Consider the following 26,269-nt stretch of genomic DNA (forward strand, 5'->3'; position numbering starts at 1 on the left):
GGCGGGCGGACTGCCCGCAAAGCCATCAGCGTGTGGACGGAGGTTCGAACACGCGGCCGTCGAAGAAGGCGTCGGCGCGCAGAATCACCTGCCCCTTTTCCGCGGCGACCAGACGCGGCCGGTCGATCCTCCCCTCCACCCGGGAAGACGCGCCGGGCAGGGCCGCCCCGGCCGAGCGGAGGTGTTCGCGGTAAAGGTCGGTGCGGAAGCAGCCCATTGCGGCGGCCATGGCGGGGTCGGGATCCAGATCGTGGTCGCGGATCATCCGGGCTGCGAACAGCGCGGCCAAGCTTTTCCACGGGAAGGTTGCCGCGTCGCGGTGGAAGGCGATGAAATCATCGCATTCCCGCGTTTCACCAGAGGGGGCGATCATCAACCGCCCGCGCAGCCCGCGTTCCGCCAGTTCCGACGGCAGGTCCAGATATTCCGGGCGCGACAGGATGTCGGCCGCGGTGCCACGGTTGGCCGGATCGTCCAGCCAGCGGCCCGCGCGCCAGATCGCGCGCATCAGCCGGCCGGTGACCTCCGGCCGCTGCACCGTGAAATCGCGCCGCAGCACCAGCCCCTTTTCGGGCGGAGAGGCCCAGATCGCCTGCCCCGGCAGCAAGAGCGAGGCGACACCCCGTTCCACCGCGAAGGAGGACCACGGCTCCCCCACGCAGAAGGCGTCGACTTCGCCCGCCGCCATCGCATCCGCCATCAAAGGCGGCGGGATGGTGACGACGCGGATCTCCTCTCCGAAGCCCGAGGCTTCGAGCCAGTGGAACATCAGTTCGGCCTGCGTCGAGAAGCGGAAGGGCACGCCCACGCGCAAGGGCCCTTGCACCGCGCGGCGCAGGGCAAGGCCCGCCGCCCGCGCATCGGTGAAGTCGAACGGGTGGCCGTCCGCGCGCAGCCGGTCCGCAAGGGTCTGGCTGATCGCGACGGCCTGCCCCCGTTGCGACAGGAACATCACGAGGTCCATCGCCGGCAGGGCGGGTCCCAGCCCCACGGCCTGCGCCACCGGCAGCGGCACCAGCATGTGGGCGGCGTCGATCAGGCCCGCGCCCAGAAGGTCGCGGCTTTGCGCCCAGGCGCTGATGCGGACCAGATCCAGCGCCAGCCCTTCCTCGGTGGCAAAGCCCAGTTCCCGGGCGATGATGGCGGGCGCGGCGTCGGTCAGCGGGACGTAGCCCAGCCGCAGGGTCTCGAGGCTCATATCAGAAGGCCTGCCGCCATGACGATCTGCTGGGCGATGTCGCCGATGCGCTTGCCCTGATCCATCGCGGTCTTGCGCAGAAGGGCATAGGCGGCCTCTTCCTCGATCCCGCGGGCGCGCATGAGGATGGCCTTCGCGCGGTCGATGACCTTGCGTTCCTCCAGCGCGGCCTTGGTGGCGGCCAGTTCGGTCCGCATCCGCTGGAACATGCGAAAGCGCGCGATGGCCGCGTCCAGAACCGGCTTCACGCGATCGGGGCGCAGCCCGTCCACGATATAGGCCGACACCCCCGCCTCGATCGCGGCGCGGGTCAGGTGTTCGTCGGACTGGTTGACGAACATGGCCACCGGCCGCTCCAGCGGGCCCGAGGCGAGGGCCAGTTCCTCCAGCACGTCGCGGGATGGATTGGCCAGGTCGATCAGCACGATGTCGGGCTTGAAGGCGGTGATCTTGCCGGCCAGATCGCCCATCTGGCTGATGACGTGGATGTCATGATCGCCCAGTTCCCGCAGCCCTTCCACAAGGGGGCCGGCGCGATGTTCGTCGGGATCGACCAGAACGATGGAAAGACGCTGCTGCATGCGGGGCATGACGCCACGAAGAACGCCGGGAAGCAAGGCGAGACAGGGCCTTACCCCTCGATCAGGCGGATGTTGGGGTGGCTGGCGAAGATGTCCGCGATGATCTGGAAGTAGGTTCGGCCTTCACCGCCTTCCAGCGCATCGAGTTGCCTACGGATCAGGCGGTTGTCGAATGGTGGGGTCAGCTTGCCCCGAAGCCAGCGGCGCGTGGTTTCATGTCCCAGACTGTGCCGGCACAGATCGATGTCGCGCCACAGCAGGGTCGCGGTCGCGTGGCCGTGCAGCGCGCCGTAGCTGCCGTGCAGCAGGTCGTCCAGCGCATCCAGGCTTTCGCCCAGCCGCCAGCTTTCCCCGGCCATGAAAACGCGGTTGATCTCATCATAGAAGCCGGGGATGTCGTGGATGCGCGATCCCTCAAGAACAAGGCAGAGGCTTGTGGTCATGGCGGCACCCTTTGTGGTCACGTTCCGGCTTCACGAGCGTGTTCCCCAAGGGAACCATCCGGCCCCGTTGGTCGCTGTGACGGGATACAGCAGAAGGAGCGTTTCCATGAACCATGAGGATCGCAGCGCCATCGACACCCTGTTCGCCAACCTTGCCACGGTGGAACGGCAGATGCCACAGCGCGACGCCGAAGCCGAGCGCGTGATCCGCGACGCCTTGAACCGGCATCCGGCCGCCTCCTACTACATGGCGCAGACGGTCATCATGCAGCAGAAGGCGCTGGAAGCGGCGCAAAAGCGGATCGAGGAACTGGAAGCCAAACCGGCCCATGACGCCCGCCCCCACGATGAGCCGGCCCGTCGCGGCGGCTTCATGTCGGGCTTCGGAGGCGGTTCGGTGCCCAGAGTGTCCCGCACCTCTCCGTTCCAGAACCCGTCGCGGTCTCCCTTCCAGAACCAGGGCGGCGGGGGCGGCGGCTTCCTGGCCGGGGCCGCGCAGACGGCCATGGGCGTGGCGGGCGGTGTTCTTCTGGGCAACGCCATCGCGGGGATGTTCGGCGGTCACGCCATGGCCGGAGAGTCGCCCGAGGAGGCCCCGCAGGACGATCCGGCGCCGGCCGAGGACGAGACCGATGCCGACACCGGCAGCGACTGGGGCGACGACTCCGCCGGTTACGACGACGGCGGCTATGACGAGGGCGAATAAGCGCCTCTTTCCATCCAACCTCAGGGGTTCCCCATCATGAAGCAGACCGGCAACACCATTCTCATCACCGGCGGGGGGTCAGGCATCGGCCGCGCCCTTGCGCACAGGTTCCACGATGCGGGCAACACCGTCATCGTCGCCGGGCGCCGGCAGGACGTTCTGGACGAGGCGATCGCCGGGCGGCCACAGATGCACGCCCTGACGCTGGATGTCGAACGCGCCGAAGGCGTTGCCGATTTTGCCGAACGGCTGCTGACGGCGCATCCGAAGGTGAACGTGGTGTTCAACAACGCCGGCATCATGCGGTTCGAGGACGTGTCGGCGACCCGCGACCTGTCGGACGCCGAGGCGACGGTGACGACGAACCTGCTGGGGCCGATCCGCCTGATGAACGCGCTGATTGATCATCTGAAGACGCAGCCCGACGCGGCGATCGTGAACGTCACCTCGGGGCTGGCCTTCGTGCCGCTGCTGGTGACGCCCACCTACAACGCCACAAAGGCCGCCCTGCATTCCTATACCGTCGCCCTGCGCGAGGTTCTGAAGGGGCAGGTGGAGGTGATCGAACTGGCGCCGCCCGCCGTGCAGACCGGCCTGACGCCGGGGCAGGAAAGCCGTCCCGGCTATCAGCCGCTGGACGCTTTTGTTGAGGAGGTGATGGCGCTGTTCGGGCAAGATCCCACGCCCGCCGAGATCCTGGTGGAACGCGTGCGCTTCCTGCGGTTCGCCGAAGCCGAAGGGCAGTTCGACGAGACGCTGGCAAAGCTGAACGCCTTCGCGAACGAAGCGCGCAACGGCTGATGTGGCAAGGCCGGGGATGTCCCCGGCCTTTTGTTTTCCGCGAGCCGTTGGAAGGCCGGTCGGGCAGGACCTCAATGCTCGGCCAGAAGGGCGCTGCGGCTGGCGTCGTCAAAGGTGGCGCGGGCGCCGTTGAACACGGCGTTCAGGATCACCGCAGACAGCGTGGCCAGAAGGATGCCGGAATCGATCAGCGGGTGCAGCGCGTGCGGCATCCACAGCTTGAAGTCCGGCGCGACCAGCGGGATCATCCCGAAGCCGAGGGACACGGCCACGATGAACAGGTTGTTGCGTTGCGTGTGAAAGTCGACGCCCGACAGGATGCGGATGCCGGTGGCCGCCACCATCCCGAACATCACCAACCCGGCCCCGCCCAGCACGGCCGTCGGAACCGACTCCACCAGCGCCCCCATCTTCGGCATCAGACCCAGCACGATCAGGATCACCCCGCCCGCCACGCAGACAAAGCGGCTGCGCACGCCCGTCACCCCCACAAGGCCCACGTTCTGGCTGAACGAGGTGTAGGGGAAGGTGTTGAATATCCCGCCGATCAGCGTCCCCAGACCGTCGGTCCGCAGCCCGGCCGTCAGCTGCCCGCGCGTCACCTCCCGCCCCGTGATCGCGCCCAGCGCCAGGAACATGCCGGTGGATTCGATCATCACCACCACCATGACCAGCACCATCGTCGCGATCAGCACCGGATCGAAGATCGGGGCGCCGAAATGGAAGGGCAGGATCGGCGCGAACCACGCGGTGGCCCCCACCTTTGCAAAGGTCATCTTGCCCGCCACCACCGCGGCCAGACTTCCGGCGACGATGCCCGCCAGCACCGCGATGTTGCCGAGGAACCCCTTGGCCAGCCGCGTGATCGCCAGGATCACCAGCAGCACGAAAGCGGACAGCAGGACGCTTCCGCCCGAGGCATAGGCCGGGTTCGGCTGGCTGGGCGCAAGGTTCAGCCCTTGGGGCATCGGGGGCACCGGGCTGCCGGGCTGGCCCGACATTTCGGACAAGGTGCGCAGCCAGGCCTGCGCCTCGGGCGGGACGATGCGCGGGGCGGTGGGGCCCACGGGATTGCCGAAGATCCAGTTGATCCCGATCCGCATCAGCGTCACCCCGATCACAAGGATGATCGTACCCGTCACCACCGGGGGGAAGAACCGCAGCAGGCGGCCGATCAGCGGTGCGAGAAAGAGGCCGATGACGCCGGCGGCCATGATGGCGCCGAAGATCATGCGCGCCCCCTCGGCTCCTGGGTGAGAGGTGGCCACGGCCAGCATCGGCCCCACAGACGCGAAGGTCACCCCCATCATGACCGGCAACCGCACGCCCAGCCACGGCGTCAGCCCGGCCGACTGGATCAGGGTGACGATGCCGCAGGCGAACAGGTCGGCCGAAATCAGGAAAGCCACATCCGCGGGCGACAGTTGCAGCGCGCGCCCCACGATCAACGGCACGGCCACCGCGCCCGCATACATCACCATCACGTGCTGAAGCCCCAGCACCGCCAGCCGCCCGGCCGGCAATCTTTCATCGACGGGATGTGTCATGGTGATCCTCCGCTGTCCCCTTGTCAGGGTCCACTTTGCGTGGGGGGTGCGGCCGCGGGCAGGTTCCGGTGTCGACGGATGCGGCGCTTGCAGGGGAACGCCCGCGGTTTGACCGTTTTTCGCCCCTGTCGCCGCAGCAATGATCACGTCGTGAAACGCGCAACAGGCGGGTCCGTATCGCTGACTCGGGGTTCGTTCTTGGACCTGTCCGCGGGAAATCGAGGTTTTCCAACAGGGTCGGCGGACTAGATGACCTGTGTCAGGCGATTGCCACGTGATCGCTAGGATGCGCTGGCCTTCGTCACGGCCGGCGCGAAAACAGTTCGAAAGGTTTTTACGAATGAGCATTTTCAGCAAGATCAAGGGCGCCATCTTCGGCGGCAAGGCGGAAGCGGGTGAGCGTCCCGCCACGGCCCCCACCTTGGCCCCGGCACCGCAGAAGGACGTCGCGGCGCAGGCCCCGCAACCGGCGCCCGCCACTCCGGCCGCCTCGGCCACGCCGGCCGCTGCACCCGCCGCCCCGGCCGCGTCCAGCCCCGTCGACGTCATCGCCAGCCTTGAGGCGACGGCCAAGGCGAAGGGCTCGGACCTGAACTGGCGCTCCTCCATCGTGGACCTGATGAAGCTGCTGGACATCGATTCCAGCCTGGCCAACCGCAAGGATCTTGCCAAGGAACTGCATTACACCGGCGATCTGGACGGCAGCGCCGAGATGAACATCTGGCTGCACAAGGCCGTCATGCGCGAACTGGCCAAGAACGGCGGCAAGGTCCCGTCCGAACTGACCGACTGATACGTATGATGCTCGTCCACGCGGGTCGCCAAAGGGCGCTCCGCGTGAACACGTAAGTCACGGCCCATCCGTCGCCATCAGGACCGGTTTGCCCCGGCGCAGACCTGCCCGTTGGTATGGAATCTGCGGCCCTGCGTGCAAGATGACTTCGGTGCCGCTTCCAAAGATTCAAAGCGACCGGACTGCGGAGTAGAGCTAGCTCCGCCACGTGGGTCCGATCCGTGTTCCACCTGCGCGCTTCGCTGTCGCATCGTCCTCCTCATTGCGCAGGGGTTTGAGGGGGAGGCATTGGCATGTTTCGTGTGCATGTTGCCGCCACCGGCCTACGGCTTGACTGTCCAAGAGTAGCTGTGAGGTGGAGTGCTGGCCTCACCGAAAGCATACCGAGTCTGACACATCCAATGACGTCGCCTGCCGTTCCAAAAGTGCCTCCTAGATGTTCAGTTCCTGCATCTGGTCATTGATAGCCATACGCGTGAACTTCTCGGCTGGCACCTGTCGCGCACCGGCAAGGCAACCACGGCCGCCAGTGCGCTGGAGCATGCCCTGATCAACCGCTTCGGCCCTCTGGGCCGCGTCAACTGGAAGTTCCTGCTGCGATCGGACAACGGCCTGGTCCTCACCAGCCGCCATCACACGGGTCTGGTTCGCAGCTACGGCCTCAGCCAAGAGTTCATCACCCCGCACTGCCCGCAGCAAAACGGCATGGTCGAGCGCGTCATCCGGACGCTGAAGGAGCAGAGCATTCACCGACACCGCTTCGAGAGCATCCAGCATGCCGCTCGCGCCATCGGGGGACTGGATTCAGTTCTAGAACACCCGCCGCCCGCATCAGGCGCTTGCCAGGCGCACGCCTGCTGAGGCATTCAGATGAGCGGCTTAACCTGCGCAGACTCCGCAGAGTCAATACACCCTTTCCATGTTGGCGGCGTGTTATCCTGCGTGATGATGACGATACAACTGAGGCATCTTGCGCTGCCTGCTTAGCTTCAGAATTTCGCGACCAAACATCGACGAAACCTTCCACAGACAAGAGCGCCGACACCTTGCTCAGCAAGCGCAGCGCTGTACGGAGGGACTACCTTATCTTGTGAGGGGAGCCTCGCGTCGGAAAGGTGCTCTTTGAAACAAAGAGCAAAACTTCCTGAAACGCGTCAAAAGTTCTTCTGGTCGGAGCGAGAGGATTCGAACCTCCGACCCCCTGCTCCCGAAGCAGGTGCGCTACCAGGCTGCGCTACGCTCCGACCGTGGGCGTGGGTTACCCGCTTACTGCGGCCATTGCAAGGGGCCATTCCTAACGTTTCTGCTGTTTTTGCCATAGCATCATCGGACCAACGCGGGGCATGGACACCTCGGCCCGCCAGCGCGACCGAGTTACCGGCTTTTCGGTCGACGATCCGCGATCTTCCCGCAGCACGATGTAAAGGCCGGAGGCGACGATCACGGTGGCCCCCAGCAAGGTGTTCATCTTCAGCGTCTCCTTGAAGATCAGGAAACCGAACAGCGTCGCCCAGATGATCTGGCTGTACTGCATGGGGGCCACGATCACCGCCTCACCCATCCGGTAGGCGGAGATGGTGAGCAGCATCCCCCCAAAGGACAGCGCGGCCATCATCCCCAGAAGGCCCAGATGTTCGATGGGCATCGGCTTGTAGACGAAGGGCAGGGCGCAGCCCATCACGATGAAGTTGGCCATCATGGGATACAGCAGCAGCACCACGCTCCGCTCCTCCCGTCCGATCTTGCGCACGATGATGGCCCCCAACGATCCGAACACGGCCGAGGCGAGGGCCGCCAGATGGCCCGTCGTCAACGGTTCCGCCCCCGGCTGGATCACGATCATCACGCCCAGAAGGCCGACCACGATGGCGCCGCCGCGATGGGGGCCAACCCGCTCTCCCAGGATCGGGATCGCCAGAAGGGTGATCAGCAGCGGCGTGGCGAACAGGATGGCATAGGTCTGTGCCAGGGGCAGGACGGTGAAGGCGTAAAAGGCCGACACCCCCGCCACGACCGAGGAGAACGTCCGCAGCAGCGTCCACCACGGGTGGCGCGGGATCAGGTTTCCGTCGGTGCGGTCCCGCATCAGCATGACGGTGACAAGGGGCATCGCGAAACAGACGGAAAAGAACACGATCTGCATGGGGTGGTAGAAGCTGCCCAGAACCTTCACCACCGTGTCATGGGTCGAATAGACCAGAAATGCGGTCAGGGCCGTCACTGCGGCGCGGAGGTTGCTTTTGCCGTCCATCATTTCGTCTTTGGCTGCTCTGGTCGTTAACTGACCCGTCTTCGGCCCAAGGCAAGTCCGGCGCCGGTCCTGATGGGCGGACCGGCGCCGGATCGCGGGAAGTGGCGTTATCCCGCCAGCGCCGCCACGATGGCATCGCCCATCTGCGACGTGCTCAGCGGGGTGCCGCCCTCCACGCCCATCAGGTCGGCGGTGCGGTGGCCGTTGGACAGAACCCGCTCCACCGCCTGTTCCAGCCGGGTGGCGTGATGGCCCAGATCGAAGGAATAGCGCAGCGCCATCGCGAAGCTGAGGACCGTGGCGATCGGGTTCGCCTTGCCCTGGCCCGCGATGTCGGGGGCCGATCCGTGCACGGGTTCGTACAGCGCCTTCGGCCGCCCGTTGGCCATCGGGGCGCCGAGGCTGGCCGAGGGCAGCATGCCCAGCGATCCGGTCAGCATCGCCGCCGCGTCCGACAGAAGGTCGCCGAACAGGTTGTCGGTCACGATCACGTCGAACTGGCGAGGGTTGCGCACCAGCTGCATCGCGCCATTGTCGGCATACATGTGCGACAGTTCCACGTCCGGGTATTCGCGGTCGTGCACCCACTGCACCTCCTCGCGCCACAGGATGCCCGACTCCATGACGTTCGACTTTTCCATCGAGCAGACGCGGTTGCCGCGGCGGCGGGCCATCTCGAAGGCCGAACGCGCCACACGCCGGATCTCGTTCGTGGTGTAGCGCTGGGTGTTGATGCCCACGCGTCCACCTTCGTTATCGTCCTGGATGCCCCGCGGTTCGCCGAAATAGATGCCGGAGGTCAGCTCGCGCACGATCATGATGTCCAGCCCCGACACCACCTCGCGTTTGAGCGAGGAGAAGTCGGCCAGCGCCTCGAAGCACTGCGCGGGGCGCAGGTTGGCGTAAAGGTCCATCTCCTTGCGGATCTTCAGAAGGCCCGCCTCGGGGCGCAGGGCGTAATCCACGCCCGCGTATTTCGGCGCGCCCACGGCGCCCAGCAGCACGGCGTCCACCGCCTGCGCGCGTTCCAGCGTCCCGTCCGACAGCGGCACCCCGTGCACGTCATAGGAGGCCCCGCCGATCAGCCCCTCCTCCACGTCGAAGAACACGCCCTGCGTGCCAAGCCAGCCGATGATCTTGCGGACCTCGGCCATGACTTCGGGACCGATGCCGTCGCCCGGCAGGATGAGAAGGGAAGGATTGGCCAAGGACAGCTCCTGTTTTCGGTGATGCCTTCGGCCTAGCGCCGGGCGCGAGGGGGGTCAAGCGCGGGCCTTGTTCGGGGGGTCCATCGCCTCTATCTTCCTGCCATGAAGCGCTTCATCCCCTTTCTGAACAAAGGCCCCTTCGTGCCGGTGATCCGGTTGCAGGGCGTCATCTCCTCCCGCGCGATGTCGGACGTCTCCATGGCCCCGCTGATCGAACGGGCGTTCTCGCGCGGCAAGCCCGCGGCGGTGGCGGTCGTCGTCAACTCGCCGGGCGGATCGCCCGCGCAGTCCAGCCTGATCGCGGCGCGCATCCGCCGGCTGGCGGACGAAAAGCGCGTGCCCGTGCACGTGTTCATCGAGGATGCGGCCGCTTCGGGCGGCTACTGGCTCGCTTGCGCGGGGGATGACATCTGGGTCGATCCCAGCTCCATCGTCGGCTCCATCGGCGTGATCTCCTCCAGCTTCGGCTTTCCGGAGTTCCTCGCTCGCCACGGGATCGAGCGTCGTGTCCACACCGCCGGCCGATCGAAATCCCTGGCCGATCCCTTCCTGCCCGAAAAGCCCGAGGATGTGGCCCGCCTGAAGGCGATCCAGGCCCCCATCCACGACGCCTTCATCGCGCATGTGAAGGTGCGGCGCGGCGCAAAGCTGGCCGAGGCGGACCTGTTCAACGCCGACATCTGGGTGGGCCAGCAGGCGGTCGATCTGGGACTGGCGGACGGGGTGGGCCATCTTGTGCCGAAACTGAAGGAACTTTACGGCAAGGATGTGCGTCTTGTCCCACACGCCCCCAAGCGTGGGCTTCTGGCACGGTTCGGCTTCCGGGCGGCGCAGGCCGCTCTGGGCATGGTTGAAGATCGAAGCGCTTGGGCAAGGTTGGGGTTGTAGGATGCTGGTCAAGATCGCCATCCTGTTCCTTGCTGTGGTCGTGATCCTTGGCTTCCTCGGGATGTTGCGCCGAAGGCGGTGACACTTGTCCACTGTGTCGCGTGACTGTTACTCAAGCACGTATAACCCTAGGAAAATCAGGGACTTTGTCGGCATGACGACAATGTTTCGTGCAATATCAACCACTTGTAAAATAGCCTAAAAAATGGGCAGTTTGATGGACCTCCTGCAAAACAAGGGGAAATCCCCTATTTCCGTCCGTTGTGCCCAGCCTTATCCACAGGTTCGGTGGATGCCTTTCCTCTTGCCCGCACCCCGCCACCATTGCAGCCGACCCGGGAATCAGCCGTGACCGACAGTGCCGACATCCTGCCCACGGGCCATCAGGTCATTCAAGGATACCTCAAGACGCTGGACGGATCGCCGGGCGTCTACCGGATGCTGGACGCGCAAAGTCAGGTCCTTTACGTCGGCAAGGCGCGCAACCTCCGGGCGCGGGTGTCGAACTACGCCCGTCCTTCCGGCCATTCGGGCCGCATTGCGCGGATGATCCGCGAAACTGCGTCGATGATGTTCCTGACCACCCGGACCGAGACGGAGGCGCTGCTGCTGGAGCAGAACCTCATCAAGCAGCTGAAGCCGCGCTACAACGTGCTTCTGCGCGACGACAAGTCCTTCCCCGACATCCTGATCGCCAAGGACCACGCCTTCCCGATGATCCGCAAGCACCGCGGCAAGCGGGGCAAGGATGGCAGCTACTTCGGCCCCTTCGCCAGCGCGGGCGCCGTGAACCGCACGCTGAACCAGTTGCAGCGCGTGTTCCTGTTGCGCACCTGTTCGGACCCGGTCTTCGAAAGCCGCACGCGGCCGTGCCTTTTGCACCAGATCAAGCGGTGCGCCGCCCCCTGCGTCGGCAAGGTCAGCGCCGAGGAATACAACGGCCTGATCGCCGACGCCGAGCAGTTCCTGAAGGGCCGCTCCACCCGGGTGCAGGCCGATCTGGCCCGCGACATGGCCGCCGCGTCCGAGAACATGGAGTTCGAGCGCGCCGCCGCCCTGCGCGACCGCATCAAGGCGCTGACGCAGGTGCAGCAGGGCCAGTCCATCAACCCCAAGGGCGTGGCCGAGGCCGACGTGATTGCCCTTCACATGGAAGGTGGGCAGGCCTGCGTGCAGGTCTTCTTCATCCGCGCCAACCAAAGCTGGGGCAACCGCGACTTCTATCCCAAGACGGGGGCCGGGGCCGAGGCGCCGGAAATCCTCGAAGCGTTCCTGACGCAGTTCTATGACGACAAGGAACCGCCGCGGATGGTGCTTCTGAACACGCAGGTCGACAATCCCGACCTGGTGCAGGCGGTGCTGTCGGAACGCGCGGGTCGCAAGGTCGTGGTCGGCGTGCCCCAGCGGGGCGAGAAGGCCGAGCTGGTGGAGAACGCCGCCCGCAACGCCCGCGAAAGCCTGGCCCGCCGCATGTCCGAAAGCGCCACGCAGACGAAGCTTCTGGACGGTCTTGCCGAGGCCTTCGGGCTGGACGGCGCCCCCCAGCGGATCGAGGTCTACGACAACTCCCACATCCAGGGCAGCGACGCGGTGGGCGGCATGATCGTGGCGGGGCCGGAAGGGTTCCTGAAAAGCCAGTATCGCAAGTTCAACATCCGCAGCGCCGCCGGCGCCAACAGCGACGACTTCGGCATGATGCGCGAGGTGCTGACCCGTCGCTTCGAACGCCTGCTGAAGGAAGACCCGGACCGCCAGTCCGACGCCTGGCCCGACCTTCTGCTGATCGACGGCGGCGCGGGGCAGGTCAGCGCGGTGCACGAGGTGATGGCCGGTCTGGGCGTGGACGACATCCCCATGGTCGGCGTGGCCAAGGGCATCGATCGCGACGCGGGCAAGGAGGAGTTCCACCGCATCGGCCAGCGCCCCTTCGCGCTGCAGCGCAACGATCCGGTCCTGTATTTCGTCCAGCGTCTGCGGGACGAGGCGCACCGCTGGGCCATCGGCGCCCACCGCACGAAGCGGGCCAAGGCCGTCAGCGCCACGCCGCTGGACGAGATTCCAGGCGTGGGCGCGGGCCGCAAGCGCGCGCTGCTGGCGCATTTCGGCTCGGCCAAGGCCGTGGCGCGGGCGGGCCTTCAGGATCTTCAGGCGGTGGAAGGCATTTCGGCGCAGATGGCGCAGAACATCCATGATTTCTTTCATGCCAAGGGCTGAAAGGGGCAAGCTTCCACATATCTGTTGCAAAGCCGCCCCTTCCCCTTGGTGGGCGAAACGGGATAAGCCTGCGCCATGACCTGGAACCTGCCCAACACGCTGACCGTCCTGCGCCTTCTGGCTGCGCCGGGTGTGGCGTTGATGTTTCTGTATTTCCACCGCCCCTGGGCCGACTGGCTGGCCCTGACGCTGTTCGTCAGCGCCGCCGTGACGGATTGGTTCGATGGCTATCTGGCGCGCCTGTGGAAGCAGGAATCGAATTTCGGCCGCATGATGGACCCTATCGCCGACAAGGCCATGGTGGTGATCGCGCTGGTCATCATCACCGGCTATTCCGGGATGAACCCCTGGCTGATCCTGCCCACGACCGTGATCCTCTTCCGGGAGGTGTTCGTGTCGGGCCTGCGCGAATTCCTGGGCGCACGGGCGGGGCTTTTGCGCGTCACGAAGCTGGCCAAGTGGAAGACAACCGCGCAGATGGTGGCCATCGCCGTGCTGTTCCTGGGCACGGGGCTGGAATATCTGGAAGGCATCGCCCTTCAGGGCATGACGGCGGGCGAGTATTCCGAGGCGGTGACCCTAGGCCTGGAACCGGCCATCCGCACCTGCGGGTCCTTGGGATGCGCCACCACGGCCACGCTGATCGGGCTGGTCCTGATCTGGATCGCGGCCCTGCTGACCGCGATCACCGGCGTCGACTATTTCATCAAGGCGCTGCCCTTCCTGAGGGATGAGAAATGATCGACATCCTGTATTTCGCCTGGGTCCGCGAACGCATCGGCCTGCCGAAGGAACGCGTGGAAACGCAGGCGGCGACCGTCGCGGATCTGGTGGCCGAACTGCGCGAACGCGAGGAACGGTATGCGCTGGCCTTCGCCGACACTTCCGCCCTGCGGGTGGCGGTGGATCAGGATCTGGCCGATTTCGACGCCCCGCTGGCCGGCGTGCGCGAAGTGGCCTTCTTCCCCCCGATGACCGGCGGATGACCGTCCGCGTCCAGACCGCCGCCTTCGACATGGGGGCGGAACTGAACAACTTCTCCCACGGGCTGGAGGCGGGGGCCGTGGTCAGCTTCACGGGCCTTGTCCGCGACGCGGGCCGCATGGTCGCGATGGAGATTGAGCATTATCCCGCCATGACCGAACGCGCGATCACCGCCATCGTGCAGGAGGCGACGGCCCGCTGGTCGCTGGAACGCGCGCTGGTGATCCACCGCCATGGACGCCTGGTGGTGGGAGAGCCGATCATGATGGTCGCCACCGCCGCCCGCCACCGCGCCGGGGCGTTCCAGGCGGCCGAGTTCCTCATGGACTACCTGAAATCCCGCGCGCCCTTCTGGAAGAAGGAAATCGGCGCGGAGGGCGAGGCGTGGGTGGAGGCGAAGGCCAGCGACGAGGACGCGCTGACCCGCTGGTGATCAGCCCAGCCCGTCGCGCCAGACGGGCTGAAGGTCGCCGGGACGCGGGCTCGCCTCGTACACCGCCCGTGCGATGGCACGCGACAGCGTCACGGCGGCGGCATGGCCCAGCAGGAACTGGTCCGCCTCGGTGACCTCGCGCCGGCCCGTCGCGGCGGCAAAGACCAGATCCCCGTCGAACAGGGTGTGCGCGGGCACGATGGCGCGGGCGATGCCGTCCTGTGCCGCCACCGCCATGCGCTGGGCTTGCGCCTGCGTCAGCGCGGCGTCCGTCGCCACGATGGCGATGGTCGTCGCCTCCCCCCTGCGCTTGGTCAGGGGAGGCTCCTCCTCGCCCACCAGCACGGAGGGCAGGCCGACGGACCCGAACTCGGCGTCCACCTCCCACGGGGCGGCCCAGAAGCGGCGGCTTTCGCCTGCGGTCACGGATCCCACAGCGTTCACCGCCACCAGCGCCCCCACCGTCACCCCGTTTTTCAGCACGGCCGAGGCGGAGCCGACGCCGCCCTTCCACCGGGCGGTCATCGCGCCGATGCCGGCGCCGGCGGTCCCCAGATCGAACTCGGCCGCCGCCGCTTCCAGCGCCTGACGGCCAAAGGCGCGATAGGGGTTTTCGCGCCACGCCTTGTCGCCGCCGTTCAGAAGGTCGAACAGGATCGCCCCCGGCACCAGCGGCACCCGCGCCCCGCCCACGGCAAAGCCGCGACCGGCCGCGCGCAAGCCGTCCATCACGCCCGAACAGGCGTCCAGCCCGAAGGCGGATCCGCCCGACAAAACCAGCGCGTCCACCTGCTGCACCAGACGGTCGGGCGCCAGCAGGTCCGTTTCGCGGGTGCCGGGGGCGCCGCCCATCACCGACACGGCGGCGGTGAAGGGCGCGTCCCCCACCAGCACGGTGGTGCCGGACCGAAGGCGGTCATCGCCCGCATGTCCGACGCGCAGCCCCGCGACGTCGGTGATCAGGTTCAACGGTCCTTGCTTCATTGGAACACCCTCAATGCCCAGGGGGCGATGAACGCGGTCAGGATCGCGTTCAGCCCCATTCCCAGCCCTGCGAACGCCCCCGCCACCGGGTTCACCTGCAAGGCGCGCGCCGTGCCGATCCCGTGCGCCGCGACGCCCACGGCGAAACCGCGTGCGCGCCAGTCGTGGATGCGCAGCGCGTTCATCAGGGGCGATACCATGATCGCCCCCGTCATGCCCGTCAGGATGACAAGCCCCGCCGTCAGCGGCGGGATGCCCCCCAGCGTTTCGGCGATGCCCATCGCCACCGGCGCCGTGGCCGCCTTCGGCGCGACGGAAGCGAGGATGTCGCCGTTCAGCCCGAAGGCCCAGCCGATCCCTACCGCGCTGATAGCCGCCGTGAGCGACCCGGCCACCAGCGCGGCCAGCAGCGGCAGCGCCGCGCGTCGCACATGGTGCAGGTTGTCGCGGATGGGCAGGGCCAGCGCCACGGTGGCGGGCCCCAGCAGGAACGCGATGGGCTGCACCCCGTCCGCATACACGTCATACGGGGTGCCGGTGGCCAGCAGCAGCCCCATCATCAACGCCACCCCGATCAGCACCGGATTGACCAAAGGATGCCGCCCCGCCCTCCGCGCCAGCCCGTCGCCTATGGCATAGGCCGCCAGCGTGGCCGCGATCCACAACAGCGGCTTCTGGCCCAGCGCCCCCCACATTCCCGTCATTCCACGCCCCGGTTGCCGGTCAGCCGCGCCACGGCCCCGAAGGCCCAGGCCCCCACGATCAGCGAGGCGGCGGTGGACGCCACCAGCAGGATCGCCAAGGCGAGACCGTCACGCTTCAACTCCGCCAGAAAGGCGATCAGGCCGGTGCCGGCGGGGATGTACATCAGCGACAGGTTGGCCAGCAGCAGCACGATCACCGGCCGCATCCCGTCCACGCGGCGGGGCAGGGCCAGCATCAGCCCCAGCATCAGGATCATTCCCAGAACCGCCCCCGGCAGGGGCAGGTGCAGACCCCGCGACAGGATCTCTCCGGCCAGTTGGCAGCCCAGAAGCAACAGCAGGGTGGGAATCATCAGGCACCTCGAATCGGGGGCATCGTAAGGGGACCGCGGCGGGGGGGGAAGGCGGCAACATCGGGCGTGACCTTTGGGACCGATCCCCCTATCAGGGCGCAAAGACCCCGGAGACCCCTTTTGCACTTCACCCGCCTGCGCCTGAACGGCTTCAAGAGCTTCGTGGACCCGACCGATCTGACGATCCAGTCGGGGCTGACGGGCGTCGTCGGACCGAACGGCTGCGGCAAGTCCAACCTGCTGGAAGCGTTGCGCTGGGTGATGGGGGAAAACCGCCCCACCGCCATGCGCGGCGCGGGGATGGAGGACGTGATCTTCGCCGGCACCGCCTCGCGCGGGGCACGGAACTTCGCGGAGGTGGCGCTGATCCTTGACAACGCCGACCGCCGGGCGCCCCCTGGTTTCAACGAGGAAGACCAGATCGAGATCATCCGCCGCATCACGCGGGACGCGGGGTCCGCCTACAAGGCCAATGCCAAGGACGTGCGGGCGCGCGACGTGCAGATGCTGTTCGCCGACGCCTCCACCGGCGCGCACAGCCCGGCGCTGGTGCGGCAGGGCCAGATCTCGGAGCTGATCAACGCCAAGCCCAAGGCGCGCCGCCGCATTCTGGAAGAAGCGGCCGGGATCTCGGGCCTGTATGCCCGCCGCCATGACGCGGAACTGCGGCTGACGGCGACGGAGGCGAACCTTGCCCGCGTCGGCGACACCGTGGAGGCGCTGGCCGCGCAGATGGCGGTTCTGGCGCGGCAGGCCAAACAGGCCCAGCGCTATCGCGAGATCGGAGAAGCGCTGCGGCGGGCCGAAGGCGGCCTGCTGTGGCAGCGCTGGCACGAGGCGGACGTGGCCCTTGCGGCGGCCGACGCCGCGCTGCGCCTGCGCGTGACGGCGGCGGCGGGTGCGGAACGCGCGGCGGCGGATGCATCAACGGCCCGCACTTCGGCCGAGGCGGCCCTCGCCCCCCGGCGGGAGGAGGAGGCCATCGCCGCCGCCGTGCTGCAGCGTCTTCTGGTGCAGCAAGACGGTCTGGCCGATCAGGAGCGTCGGGCCGCCGACACCATCCGCACGCTTCAGGCACGGATCGAACAACTGGCCCGCGACGCGGAGCGGGAAGGCGCGCTGAACCGAGACGCCGCGGACACGCTGGAACGCCTGACCGCCGAGGGCGAGGATCTGGACGTGGCCGAGGATGGCCACGAGGCCGCCCTGACCGAGGCCGCACGGGCCGCCCGCACCGCCACGACCGCCCTTGCGGAACGCGAAGCGCAGCAGTCCGAGCGCACCGAGGAGATCGCGCGGCTGGCGGCCCGCCACCAATCCGCCCAGCGCCTGCTGGCCGACACCCGCACCACCCTTGCGCGGGCCGAAGGGGAGGCTGCGCGCGCCAAGGACGAAGCCGCCACCGCCGCCCATGCGCAAGAGGACGCCGCCGAAGCGCAGGACGCCGCGACCGAGGCGCTGCTGGACGCGCGGGAGGCCGCCGAGGTGGCCGAGGAGGCGCTGGGCCTTGCGGAGGAGCGGCGGAGCGCCGCGCAGGCCGCCGAGGCGGAGGCCCGTGCGGCGCGTTCGGCCGCCGACAGCGAAACCTCCGCCCTGAAGGCCGAGGTCGCCGCCATCGCCCGGCTGGTGGAGCGGGAGGCCGATCAGGGCCAGCCCCTGCTGGACCGCCTCACCGTCGCGCCGGGATATGAGGCCGCCCTTGGCGCGGCCCTGGCCGACGACCTGCGGGCCGAGGAAACGGATGGCCCCTCGGGCTGGTTCACCTTGCCGGATTACGCGGCGGCGGATGTGCCGGACGGGACCACCCCCCTGGCCGCGCATGTCACGGCGCCTCCGGTTCTGGCGCGCAGGCTGGGACGGATCGGCCTTGTGGACGCGGATCGGGGCGCGGCCGTTCAGGCGGTTCTGCGCCCCGGCCAGCGTCTGGTCAGCCTTCAGGGGGATCTGTGGCGCTGGGACGGGTTCCGCGCGGGAGCGGAGGATGCGCCCTCGGCCGCGGCGCAGCGCTTGCGCCAGATCAACCGCCTGTCTGCCTTGCGTCAGGATCTGGAGGCGGCGGAGGGGCGTCGGGCCGAGGCCGTGGCCGCACATGACGACGCGCAGGTCCGTCTGACCGAGGCGACCCGCGCCGACCAGGCCGCAAGGGAGGCCCGCCGCGCCGCCGACGTGCGCGTGGCCGACGCCAGCCGCGCCGCCAGCCGCGCCGAGGCCGAACGTTCCATCCTTGCCGGGCGGGTGGAAACGGCCCGCCTGGCCGCCGCACGCCACGGGGACGAGGCGATGGCCGCCCGCGCCCGCCTTGCCGAGGCGGAGGCCGCCGCTGCCGATCTGCCCGATCTGGACGCCGCCCGCGCCGGGGTGGAGGAGGTGCGCGTCGCGCTGGAGGCCGCGCGCATCGCCATGCTGACCCGCCGCAGCGCCCATGACGAGTTGAAGCGCGACGGCGTCGCCCGCGCCCGTCGCCGGGCCGAGATCGCACGGGAAATGGGCACATGGCGCGGCCGGCTGGACAATGCCGAACGCCGGGCCGCCGAGCTGGCCGATCGCCGGGCCGAGGCGGAGGCGGAACTGGAGGAAGCCGCCGTTCTTCCCGAAGAACTGGCCGCCGCGCGCGAGGATCTGCTTGAACGCATCGAGGAGGCGGAAGCCCGCCGCGACGCCGCACGTGCCGCGCTTGGGGACGCGGAAAGCGCCGCCCGCATCGCCCAGACGAACGAACGCGACACCGAACGCGCGGCCGGAGAAGCGCGCGAAGCCCGTGCCCGCGCCGAAGCCTTGCGCGACGCCGCGCAAGCCGCGGTGCAGACCGCCGCCGAGCGCATCCACGAGGACACCGAACGCACCCCTGCCGAACTTCTGGCCGGGTTGCAGATCGACCTTGCGGGCTTGCCCGACGCCGCCACGCTCGAGGAGGAGATCTTCCGCCTGCGCCGCGCCCGCGACAGCCTGGGCGCCGTGAACCTGCGGGCCGAGGAAGACGCCCGCGCCATCACCGAGGAGCACGGCGCGCTGGCCGCGGAAGCCGCCGATCTGGCCGAGGCCGTGAAGCGCCTGCGCGCCGGCATCGCCGGCCTGAACCGTGAAGGGCGGGAACGCCTGCTCGCCGCGTTCGAGCAGGTGAACACCAGCTTCGCCACGCTGTTCACCCACCTGTTCGGCGGGGGGGAGGCGCGGCTGGTCATGGTGGAATCCGAAGATCCGCTGGACGCGGGACTGGAGATCATGTGCCAGCCGCCGGGCAAGAAGCTCTCCACCCTGTCGCTTCTGTCCGGGGGCGAACAGACGCTGACGGCGATGGCGCTGATCTTTGCCGTGTTCCTGGCGAACCCCGCGCCGATCTGCGTGCTGGACGAGGTGGACGCGCCGCTGGACGACGCCAACGTCACCCGCTTCTGCGACCTCTTGGACGAGATGACGCGCCGGACCGAGACGCGGTTCCTGATCATCACCCACCACGCCGTCACCATGGCGCGGATGGACCGGCTGTTCGGTGTGACGATGGTCGAACAGGGCGTCAGCCAGCTGGTCAGCGTGGACCTGAAGAAGGCGGAGGCGCTGGTCGGTTAAAGCTTCACGATCCGGTTGCCGACCCGCACCTCGCCATCCTGTTCCACGGAACACAGGATGCCGCGCAGGCGCAGGGCCGGGTGGCCGGGGGAGGTGATCCAGTTCTTGGCCTCGGCCCCGTAGCGGACCTTCCACTTCACGCAGCCGTCGTTGAACACGTCCGACACCCGCACCACCGCGGTGCCCACGCGCAACAGGGATCCGATCGGCAGATTCTCCTCGGAGGTGTCCAGATCGGCGATCACCGGATCGCCCGGATGTGGCTGCGTCCTGTCGCGCCAGACCAGATCCAGCACCCGCTGCGGCAGGATGGACACTTGGATCGCCGGATGAGGCCGACCGTCGGGCAGGCGCAGCCAGGGGCGGGACAACCAGCGGTCGCCCGGCACACCCTCGGCCACGGTCAGGCGCAGATGGTCGGGGAAGATGCGCTCGCCCACGCCGGGGCGGAAGCACAGGCCGGTGACGGGCGCATCGTTCTTCGGCGCGGCGAGAACATGGGGCAGGGCGGCCTGCAGGTCGTCGAACCCGATCACAGCGTCGCCGCCTTCCGTGCAAGATCCAGATCGGCCTCGATCAGCAGCCCGTCCTCGCGCAGCCGGTCCAGAACGGGGGCGGGAGGTGACATCACGGCGTCATAGAAGGCCCGAACCTGTTCCTCGGTCGCGGTGGACAGGAAGTCGTTCAGCGGCGCGTTGTTGGTGTAGGCGCCGCGTTCCAGACGGAAGGGGAGGCGCTGCAACCACGCCTCCCGGTCCTGCGCGTGGAAATGCAGCAGCGGCAGATCCTTGGTGAAGCCGATGCCGGTGATCCTTTCCTTATGCAGAAAGCCGCCATGCAGGCGCGGTTCCAGCCCCGTCACGCCCGTGCGGAAGAAGGCCTTTCCGACGATATGGCTGAGCGCGCCGCTGGCCATGATGGGGGCGTGATCGTCGAAGGCGGCGATCCGCTGTTCCAGATCGCGCAGCGGGGCGCGGAAGGTGCGGGCGGCGAAGAGGCCGGACGGCCGCGCGGGATCGTGCAGCGCCTCCCAAGGGCGCATCCGCACCAGAATCGCGTCCGAGGCCGCCAGCACCTCGGCGACCGGACGGTGCGGCAGGATGAATTCGTCCACGTCCAGATGCGCGATCCATGGCAGGGGCGCCGCGTCGTACAGGCGGCGCATGTTGCGCGACTGGCGGTTCTGGTGCCGGTCGGGCCGCCGCTTGCCCCACCACGCGTCGTCGCAGCGGATCACGGTGACGCGGTCGATGCCTTCAAGGGTGTCGGCGGCAGGGTCCGTCGGGTCGTCCAGATGCAGCCAGATGTGGCTTGCCCCCAGCCCCAGATGATGGGCCAGAAAGGCGCGCAACTGGATTTCGGAGGCGTGGGCGGTGATGCAGATGCCCCAGTCCATATTCGTCCTTTCCGGCCGCCGACTCACTTGATTTCGTGCCGCGGCGGGCGACATGATAATCATGGCAAGGGAGGGTGTCATGCTGGAATATCTGACCGAAGATCTGCGCAATGGTTTGCAACAGGCGGCCGCCCGCACCCGACGCCGGTCCCGTCTTCACGTGCAGCTGGGCGACACGGTGTTCCCCGTGACGCGGATGTGGGCCACCGGCCTTGCCGTCGACGCCGACCGTTTGACGCATCTGCGCGGCCTCGTGGACCTTTACGATGGCCCGCGTCACATCGGCCATTGCCTGATCATCGCCTCCGTCCTCGAAGGGGAGGAGCTTGTATGCGAGTTCAAGTCCTTCCAGCCGATCAGCGACGGCCCGCCCGTCGACTTCGAACGGACGGGCGAGCCTGTGGCGGGTTATCTGCCGGCCTATTGAAGATCGGCGAAGACGTCCTTCAGCCGCGCGCAAGCGTTTTCGATCATGCTCCGCGGCATGGCGATGTTGAACCGCAGGAACGTCTCGCCGCCCTTCCCGAAGGTGGGGCCGTAGTTCGTGGCGATGCCGCCCTGCTTTTCCACCCGCGTGACGATCTCCTCGATGGACATCCCGGTGTCGGAAAAGTCGACCCAGGCCAGATAGGTCGCCTCCATCGGCATGGAGCGCAGGCCGGGGATCGCGTTCACCGTGTCGTCGAACATCCGTCGGTTCTCGTCCAGATAGGCCATCAGGCGATCCACCCATTCCGCGCCTTCGGGGGAATAGGCGGCCTCGGCCATCCGCAGCCCGAAACTGTTGGGGGAGATTCCCAGCGCGGCCAGACGGGCCCCGAACCGTTCACGCAGCGCGGGATCGGGGATGATCACGTTGCCGGTGTGGCTGCCCGCGATGTTGAAGGTCTTGGTCGTGGCGGTCATCATCACCAGACGGTCGGTGATGTCCGGCACCGCGACGGGCATGGGGATGTGCTTCTTGCCAGGGAAGACCAGATCGTGGTGGATTTCATCGGACACGAGGATCAGGTCATGGCGGCGGCAGAACTCGGCCACGCCGCGCAGTTCGTCGGTCGTCCAGACGCGCCCGCCGGGGTTGTGGGGGGAACACAGGATCAGCATCTTTTCGGACCCGGTCATCTGCGCGTCCCAGGCGTCGAAATCCATGGCATAGCGGCCGTCCACCTGCGCCAGCGGGCAGGACACGACCGTGCGCCCCGCGGCGGCGATGACGCGGGCAAAGGCGTGATACACGGGCGTCAGCAGCACCACCCCGTCCCCCGGCGCCGTGAAGGCGTCCACGCACAGGCCCGTGCCGTTGACAAGGCCGTGGGTGGTGAAGATGGCCTCGCGCTCCACCTCCCAGCCGTGGCGTTCGCGCATCCACCAGCAGATCGCGTCCAGATACCCGCGATCATCGCCGTAATAGCCGTAGACGCCATGATCGGCCATGTCGGTCAGGACCTTCTGGACGCAGGCCGGGGGCCGGAACTCCATGTCCGCCACCCACATGGCCAGACCCTGACCTTTCGGCACGTCGTACAGGGTTTCCATCATGTCCCATTTCACCGAATGGGTGCCGAAGCGGTCGATCGGATCGTCAAAGCTCATCGCGCTCTCCTGTTTGCGGCGAAGGGTAGAGCGGAAGGATTGCAGCGGCAACGCGCTTGTCCTACATCGTCGGCATGATACGCCCCATCCTGATCCATCCCGATCCACGCCTGAAAAAGGTCTGCCCGCCGGTCGACTCCATCACGGACGAGATCCGCGCGCTGGGCCGCGACATGCTGGACACGATGTACGACGCGCCGGGCGTGGGGCTGGCCGGGCCGCAGATCGGCGTGATGAAGCGGATCATCACCATGGACTGCACCAAGGACCCAAAGGCCGAGCCGCAACCGATGGTGCTGGTCAACCCCGAGATCACCTGGTCCTCGGACGAGGGGAGCACCTACGAGGAAGGCTGCCTGTCCATCCCCGACCAGTACGCCGAGGTGGAACGCCCTGCGCGCGTCCGCGTGCGCTGGACCGACCTTGAAGGTCAGGAGCGGGAGCAGGAGTTCGAGGGGCTTTGGGCCACCTGCGTCCAGCACGAGATCGACCACCTGAACGGCAAGCTGTTCATCGACCATATCGGGGCGCTGCGTCGTCAGATGATCACGCGCAAGATGCAGAAGCTGAAGCGCGACCGCGCGCGCGACACCGCATGATCCGCCCCTTCGTCCCTTGGCCCGACGCGCGCCTGCGCACCCCCGCCACGCCGGTGGAGGCGATCACCGACGACATCCGCGCCCTTTGGGCCGACATGGTCCAGACGATGGACGCCATGCCCGGTTATGGCCTCGCCGCGCCGCAGATCGGGGTGATGCTGCGGGTGGCCGTGGTGGATTGTTCGGCCGAACGCGGCAAGGCGGTGCTTCTGGCCAATCCCGAAGTGCTCCACGCCTCGGTCCAGCCGCGCGAGCATGAGGAGGCGAGCCCCAACCTGCCGGGCGTGCACGCCGCCATCACGCGCCCCCGCGCCGTCACCGTGCGGTTCCTGAACGCCGAGGGGGAGATGGAGGACCGCGATTTCGTGGGCCTCTGGGCCACCTCGGTCCAGCACCAGATCGACCATCTGAACGGCCGGATGTATTTCGACCACCTGTCGCCGCTGAAGCGCAAGATGCTGGTCGCCAAAGCCCGGAAACTGACGCGGAGGTAAGGGATGAAGGTCATCTTCATGGGCACGCCGGAGTTTTCGGTGCCCGCGCTGGACGCGCTGCACGACGCGCATGAGGTGGTCTGCGTCTACACCCAGCCGCCGCGCCCCGCCGGTCGCGGCAAGAAGGACCGTCCCACCCCCGTCCACGCCCGCGCGCTGGAACTGGGCCTGCCGGTCCGCCATCCCGCCCGCCTGAAATCACCCGAGGATCAGGCGGAGTTTGCCGCGCTGGGCGCGGACATCGCCGTGGTGGTGGCCTACGGGCTGATCCTGCCGCAGGCGATCCTCGATGCGCCGCGGCTGGGCTGCCTGAACATCCACGCCTCGCTTCTGCCGCGCTGGCGGGGGGCGGCGCCGATCCACCGCGCGATCCTGGCCGGTGACGCGGACACCGGCATCTGCATCATGCAGATGGAGGCGGGGCTGGACACCGGCCCCGTGATCCTGCGCGAAGCGACGCCCATCGGACCCGAAGACACCACCGCGACCCTGCACGACCGCCTGTCGGCCATGGGCGCGCGCGGCATCCTTCAGGCGCTGGAAGGGGATCTGGTGTCAGTCCCGCAGCCCGAGGACGGCGTCACCTACGCCGCCAAGATCGACAAGGCGGAGGCGCGGATCGACTGGTCCCGTCCGGCCGTCGAGGTGGACCGCCAGATCCGCGGCCTGTCGCCTTTCCCCGGCGCCTGGTGCCTGGTGGAGGGGGAGCGGCTGAAGCTGCTGTCCAGCCGTTTGGCCGACGGACAGGGGGAGGTGGGGGAAGTGCTGGACGGCCTGACCATCGCCTGCGGCACGGGCGCGGTCGCCATCAAGCAGGCCCAGCGCGAAGGCAAGCGCCCCATGTCGCCCGAGGAATTGCTGCGCGGTCTTGTTCTGCCGAAGCGGCTGGACTGAAGATCAGGGCTTCTTCTTGAAGGGCGCCATGCCCTGACGCGCCAGCTCGTCCGCGCGTTCGTTTTCGGCGTGGCCGGCATGCCCCTTGATCCAGCGCCATTCGACCTTGTGACGGGCCTGCGCCTCGTCCAGCCGCTTCCACAGGTCGTCGTTCTTCACGGGCTTGCGGTCGGCCGTCTTCCAGCCGTTCCGCTTCCAGCCGTGGATCCAGCCGGTCACGCCGTTCTTCACATAGGCGGAGTCGGTCACCACGATCAGCGTCGAATCACGCGTCAGCGCTTCCAACGCCGAAATGGCCGCCAGAAGTTCCATGCGGTTGTTGGTGGTCATGGCTTCGCCGCCGTTCAGCGTGCGTTCCTTCAGGACGGTGTCCCCGTCCTTGGCCAGCATCAGGACACCCCAGCCGCCGGGGCCGGGATTTCCGCTGCAAGCGCCATCGGTGTAAGCGTAAAGTTCAGGCATGACGGCGGGCTATCGCAAGGGCGCGGCCCGCGCAAGCGCTCAGCGGCGCTTGTCGGCCGTGACGCGGACGCGGGCCGGTTCGGGACGCGTCACGAGGGCGAAAACGGCAAGGGCCGACATGGTGGCAAGCAGAGCGATCATTGGTAGAAACTCCTCCGTATCCCAGCAGCGTTCCACCCTGCGGACGGAATGTCAAATGGTGTCTGCCACAGGCTCCCGCAAGACGCGGGGAACCTTGAATTCCACACGCTCCTTTGCGGTTTCCACCAGTTCCACCGTCGTGTCGAAGCGCGCGCGGAAGGCGTCGATCACCTCGTTCACCAGCAATTCCGGGGCGCTGGCCCCCGCGGTGATTCCCACGCTGCGGATGCCGTCCAGCGCGCGCCAGTCGATGTCGGACGCGCGCTGCACCAGCTGGGAATAGGCGCAACCGGCCGCGCTCCCCACCTCCACCAGACGGCGGGAGTTGGAGGAGTTGGGCGCCCCGATCACCAGAAGCGCGTCGATCTTGTTTGCGATCGCCTTCACCGACATCTGCCGGTTGGTCGTGGCATAGCAGATGTCTTCCTTGTGCGGACCGACGATGGCCGGGAAGCGGGCGCGAAGTGCGTCGACGATGCCCGCCGTGTCGTCCACCGACAGGGTGGTCTGGGTGATGAAGGCCAGACGTTCGGGATCACGCACCTGAAGACCTGCCACATCCTCGGCGGTTTCGACCAGCAGCACTTCGCCGGGGGGAAGCTGGCCCACGGTGCCGATGGTTTCGGGATGGCCCGCATGGCCGATCATCACCATCTGAAGGCCGTCCTGATGGTGGCGTTCCGCCTCGATATGCACCTTTGACACCAAGGGGCAGGTCGCGTCCACATACACCATCTCGCGCCGCGCGGCCTCGGCCGGGACGGCTTTCGGCACGCCATGGGCCGAAAAGATCACGGGACGGTCGCCCGGGACCTCGTCCAGCTCCTCCACGAAGATGGCGCCCTGGTCACGCAGCGTGTCCACCACGAACTTGTTGTGCACGATCTCGTGCCGGACATAGACGGGGGCGCCCCATTTCTGCAGCGCCAGTTCCACGATCTTGATGGCGCGGTCCACGCCGGCACAGAAGCCGCGCGGCGCAGCCAGGTAAAGCATCAGGGGGGGCATGGACATGCGGCTTGCCTTCGTTGATCC

General features: G+C 67.7%; 29 protein-coding genes and 1 tRNA gene. 14 read left to right on the forward strand and 16 right to left on the reverse strand.

The genetic code is table 11. The features are described from left to right. Window positions 1-25: 25 nt before the first annotated feature. The 3 genes from ACSHZY_RS04490 to ACSHZY_RS04500 are packed head-to-tail and all read right to left on the reverse strand — an operon-like array spanning window position 26 to window position 2,222. Window positions 26-1,198: a CmpA/NrtA family ABC transporter substrate-binding protein gene (locus tag ACSHZY_RS04490; protein WP_435166030.1), complete on the reverse strand. Its 1,173-nt coding sequence runs from the start codon at window positions 1,196-1,198 to the stop codon at window positions 26-28. Beyond that, window positions 1,195-1,779 carry an ANTAR domain-containing response regulator gene (locus ACSHZY_RS04495; RefSeq protein ID WP_435166033.1) on the reverse strand — a complete coding sequence of 195 codons (585 nt, stop codon included), beginning with the start codon at window positions 1,777-1,779 and terminating at the stop codon, window positions 1,195-1,197. The genes ACSHZY_RS04490 and ACSHZY_RS04495 overlap by 4 nt, the downstream gene beginning before the upstream one ends. Before the next feature lie 50 nt (window positions 1,780-1,829). Then, entirely contained in the window at window positions 1,830-2,222 is a 393-nt protein-coding gene (locus tag ACSHZY_RS04500) for a barstar family protein (RefSeq protein ID WP_435166036.1), read from the reverse strand. 106 nt (window positions 2,223-2,328) lie between these two features. On the opposite strand from ACSHZY_RS04500, the gene ACSHZY_RS04505 reads away from it, so the two are divergent. Together ACSHZY_RS04505 and ACSHZY_RS04510 are read left to right on the forward strand one after the other, a co-directional pair. Continuing rightward, the gene (locus tag ACSHZY_RS04505; RefSeq protein WP_435166039.1) at window positions 2,329-2,928 is read left to right on the forward strand and encodes a DUF2076 domain-containing protein; all 600 of its coding nucleotides are present in this window, start codon (window positions 2,329-2,331) and stop codon (window positions 2,926-2,928) included. Between the two features lie 36 nt (window positions 2,929-2,964). After that, window positions 2,965-3,729 (forward strand): SDR family oxidoreductase, encoded by a 765-nt coding sequence (locus tag ACSHZY_RS04510; RefSeq protein ID WP_435166042.1) that lies wholly within the window; start codon window positions 2,965-2,967, stop codon window positions 3,727-3,729. Between the two features lie 71 nt (window positions 3,730-3,800). On the opposite strand, the gene ACSHZY_RS04515 is transcribed toward ACSHZY_RS04510, so the two are convergent. Continuing rightward, entirely contained in the window at window positions 3,801-5,276 is a 1,476-nt protein-coding gene (locus ACSHZY_RS04515) for a nucleobase:cation symporter-2 family protein (RefSeq protein WP_435166045.1), read from the reverse strand. Between the two features lie 340 nt (window positions 5,277-5,616). On the opposite strand from ACSHZY_RS04515, the gene ACSHZY_RS04520 reads away from it, so the two are divergent. Next, window positions 5,617-6,069 (forward strand): DUF3597 domain-containing protein, encoded by a 453-nt coding sequence (locus tag ACSHZY_RS04520; protein ID WP_435166047.1) that lies wholly within the window; start codon window positions 5,617-5,619, stop codon window positions 6,067-6,069. Window positions 6,070-6,501: 432 nt separating this feature from the next. On the opposite strand, the gene ACSHZY_RS04525 is transcribed toward ACSHZY_RS04520, so the two are convergent. Further along, window positions 6,502-6,846: a hypothetical protein gene (locus tag ACSHZY_RS04525; RefSeq protein ID WP_435166963.1), complete on the reverse strand. Its 345-nt coding sequence runs from the start codon at window positions 6,844-6,846 to the stop codon at window positions 6,502-6,504. Between ACSHZY_RS04525 and ACSHZY_RS04530 the strand changes: the two genes are divergently transcribed. Continuing rightward, entirely contained in the window at window positions 6,775-6,930 is a 156-nt protein-coding gene (locus ACSHZY_RS04530; RefSeq protein WP_435166050.1) for a hypothetical protein, read from the forward strand. The two genes, ACSHZY_RS04525 and ACSHZY_RS04530, sit on opposite strands and share 72 nt — an antisense overlap. A gap of 306 nt (window positions 6,931-7,236) precedes the next feature. On the opposite strand, the gene ACSHZY_RS04535 is transcribed toward ACSHZY_RS04530, so the two are convergent. The 3 genes from ACSHZY_RS04535 to leuB form a co-directional block, all read right to left on the reverse strand. Beyond that, a tRNA-Pro gene (locus ACSHZY_RS04535) sits at window positions 7,237-7,313 on the reverse strand. Window positions 7,314-7,363: 50 nt separating this feature from the next. Next, window positions 7,364-8,323, reverse strand: coding sequence for a DMT family transporter (locus tag ACSHZY_RS04540; RefSeq protein ID WP_435166053.1), 960 nt, complete (start codon window positions 8,321-8,323; stop codon window positions 7,364-7,366). Between the two features lie 104 nt (window positions 8,324-8,427). Then, entirely contained in the window at window positions 8,428-9,528 is a 1,101-nt protein-coding gene (gene leuB, locus ACSHZY_RS04545; RefSeq protein WP_435166055.1) for a 3-isopropylmalate dehydrogenase, read from the reverse strand. Between the two features lie 102 nt (window positions 9,529-9,630). On the opposite strand from leuB, the gene ACSHZY_RS04550 reads away from it, so the two are divergent. The 5 genes from ACSHZY_RS04550 (at window position 9,631) to ACSHZY_RS04570 (ending at window position 14,047) form a co-directional block, all read left to right on the forward strand. After that, complete coding sequence (locus tag ACSHZY_RS04550) at window positions 9,631-10,416, forward strand: S49 family peptidase (protein WP_435166058.1); 786 nt, start codon at window positions 9,631-9,633, stop codon at window positions 10,414-10,416. A 348-nt stretch (window positions 10,417-10,764) separates the two neighbouring features. Beyond that, entirely contained in the window at window positions 10,765-12,630 is a 1,866-nt protein-coding gene (gene uvrC / locus ACSHZY_RS04555; protein ID WP_435166061.1) for an excinuclease ABC subunit UvrC, read from the forward strand. A gap of 75 nt (window positions 12,631-12,705) precedes the next feature. Next, entirely contained in the window at window positions 12,706-13,371 is a 666-nt protein-coding gene (gene pgsA / locus ACSHZY_RS04560) for a CDP-diacylglycerol--glycerol-3-phosphate 3-phosphatidyltransferase (protein WP_435166062.1), read from the forward strand. Beyond that, a complete protein-coding gene (gene moaD, locus ACSHZY_RS04565) occupies window positions 13,368-13,616 on the forward strand; it encodes a molybdopterin converting factor subunit 1 (RefSeq protein ID WP_435166065.1) in 249 nt (82 codons plus the stop codon). The genes pgsA and moaD overlap by 4 nt, the downstream gene beginning before the upstream one ends. Further along, window positions 13,613-14,047, forward strand: coding sequence for a molybdenum cofactor biosynthesis protein MoaE (locus ACSHZY_RS04570; protein ID WP_435166068.1), 435 nt, complete (start codon window positions 13,613-13,615; stop codon window positions 14,045-14,047). The genes moaD and ACSHZY_RS04570 overlap by 4 nt, the downstream gene beginning before the upstream one ends. Here ACSHZY_RS04570 and ACSHZY_RS04575 read toward each other — a convergent pair whose 3' ends face one another. From ACSHZY_RS04575 to ACSHZY_RS04585, 3 genes are read right to left on the reverse strand one after another with little or no spacing between them, the layout of a single operon-like run. Then, window positions 14,048-15,031 carry a P1 family peptidase gene (locus ACSHZY_RS04575; RefSeq protein WP_435166071.1) on the reverse strand — a complete coding sequence of 328 codons (984 nt, stop codon included), beginning with the start codon at window positions 15,029-15,031 and terminating at the stop codon, window positions 14,048-14,050. After that, a complete protein-coding gene (locus ACSHZY_RS04580) occupies window positions 15,028-15,735 on the reverse strand; it encodes an LrgB family protein (RefSeq protein WP_435166073.1) in 708 nt (235 codons plus the stop codon). Before ACSHZY_RS04580 ends, ACSHZY_RS04575 begins: the two co-directional genes overlap by 4 nt. Beyond that, window positions 15,732-16,088, reverse strand: coding sequence for a CidA/LrgA family protein (locus ACSHZY_RS04585; RefSeq protein ID WP_435166076.1), 357 nt, complete (start codon window positions 16,086-16,088; stop codon window positions 15,732-15,734). Before ACSHZY_RS04585 ends, ACSHZY_RS04580 begins: the two co-directional genes overlap by 4 nt. A gap of 120 nt (window positions 16,089-16,208) precedes the next feature. On the opposite strand from ACSHZY_RS04585, the gene ACSHZY_RS04590 reads away from it, so the two are divergent. Then, window positions 16,209-19,655 carry a chromosome segregation SMC family protein gene (locus ACSHZY_RS04590; protein ID WP_435166079.1) on the forward strand — a complete coding sequence of 1,149 codons (3,447 nt, stop codon included), beginning with the start codon at window positions 16,209-16,211 and terminating at the stop codon, window positions 19,653-19,655. On the opposite strand, the gene ACSHZY_RS04595 is transcribed toward ACSHZY_RS04590, so the two are convergent. Both ACSHZY_RS04595 and ACSHZY_RS04600 read right to left on the reverse strand, forming a co-directional pair. Continuing rightward, a complete protein-coding gene (locus ACSHZY_RS04595) occupies window positions 19,652-20,191 on the reverse strand; it encodes an MOSC domain-containing protein (protein WP_435166082.1) in 540 nt (179 codons plus the stop codon). The two genes, ACSHZY_RS04590 and ACSHZY_RS04595, sit on opposite strands and share 4 nt — an antisense overlap. Continuing rightward, window positions 20,188-21,051 carry a glycosyltransferase family 2 protein gene (locus tag ACSHZY_RS04600; protein WP_435166085.1) on the reverse strand — a complete coding sequence of 288 codons (864 nt, stop codon included), beginning with the start codon at window positions 21,049-21,051 and terminating at the stop codon, window positions 20,188-20,190. Before ACSHZY_RS04600 ends, ACSHZY_RS04595 begins: the two co-directional genes overlap by 4 nt. A gap of 79 nt (window positions 21,052-21,130) precedes the next feature. Between ACSHZY_RS04600 and ACSHZY_RS04605 the strand changes: the two genes are divergently transcribed. Beyond that, window positions 21,131-21,478 carry a hypothetical protein gene (locus ACSHZY_RS04605; RefSeq protein ID WP_435166088.1) on the forward strand — a complete coding sequence of 116 codons (348 nt, stop codon included), beginning with the start codon at window positions 21,131-21,133 and terminating at the stop codon, window positions 21,476-21,478. Here the strand turns inward: ACSHZY_RS04605 and ACSHZY_RS04610 are convergent. Further along, the gene (locus tag ACSHZY_RS04610; RefSeq protein ID WP_435166091.1) at window positions 21,472-22,644 is read right to left on the reverse strand and encodes a MalY/PatB family protein; all 1,173 of its coding nucleotides are present in this window, start codon (window positions 22,642-22,644) and stop codon (window positions 21,472-21,474) included. The genes ACSHZY_RS04605 and ACSHZY_RS04610 overlap by 7 nt on opposite strands. 74 nt (window positions 22,645-22,718) lie before the next feature. Between ACSHZY_RS04610 and def (ACSHZY_RS04615) the strand changes: the two genes are divergently transcribed. The 3 genes from def (ACSHZY_RS04615) to fmt are packed head-to-tail and all read left to right on the forward strand — an operon-like array spanning window position 22,719 to window position 24,631. Continuing rightward, window positions 22,719-23,243, forward strand: a complete 525-nt coding sequence (gene def / locus ACSHZY_RS04615; protein WP_435166094.1) for a peptide deformylase — start codon at window positions 22,719-22,721, stop codon at window positions 23,241-23,243. Next, window positions 23,240-23,737 carry a peptide deformylase gene (gene def, locus ACSHZY_RS04620; RefSeq protein ID WP_435166097.1) on the forward strand — a complete coding sequence of 166 codons (498 nt, stop codon included), beginning with the start codon at window positions 23,240-23,242 and terminating at the stop codon, window positions 23,735-23,737. The genes def (ACSHZY_RS04615) and def (ACSHZY_RS04620) overlap by 4 nt, the downstream gene beginning before the upstream one ends. Window positions 23,738-23,740: 3 nt before the next feature. Next, the gene (fmt, locus tag ACSHZY_RS04625) at window positions 23,741-24,631 is read left to right on the forward strand and encodes a methionyl-tRNA formyltransferase (RefSeq protein WP_435166100.1); all 891 of its coding nucleotides are present in this window, start codon (window positions 23,741-23,743) and stop codon (window positions 24,629-24,631) included. Window positions 24,632-24,634: 3 nt separating this feature from the next. On the opposite strand, the gene rnhA is transcribed toward fmt, so the two are convergent. Both rnhA and ispH read right to left on the reverse strand, forming a co-directional pair. Then, the gene (gene rnhA, locus ACSHZY_RS04630; RefSeq protein ID WP_435166103.1) at window positions 24,635-25,093 is read right to left on the reverse strand and encodes a ribonuclease HI; all 459 of its coding nucleotides are present in this window, start codon (window positions 25,091-25,093) and stop codon (window positions 24,635-24,637) included. Window positions 25,094-25,285: 192 nt separating this feature from the next. Then, window positions 25,286-26,248, reverse strand: a complete 963-nt coding sequence (ispH, locus tag ACSHZY_RS04635; protein WP_435166106.1) for a 4-hydroxy-3-methylbut-2-enyl diphosphate reductase — start codon at window positions 26,246-26,248, stop codon at window positions 25,286-25,288. Window positions 26,249-26,269 lie beyond the last annotated feature (21 nt).

Source organism: Falsirhodobacter sp. 1013 (assembly GCF_051195255.1).
Classification (GTDB): domain Bacteria; phylum Pseudomonadota; class Alphaproteobacteria; order Rhodobacterales; family Rhodobacteraceae; genus Falsirhodobacter.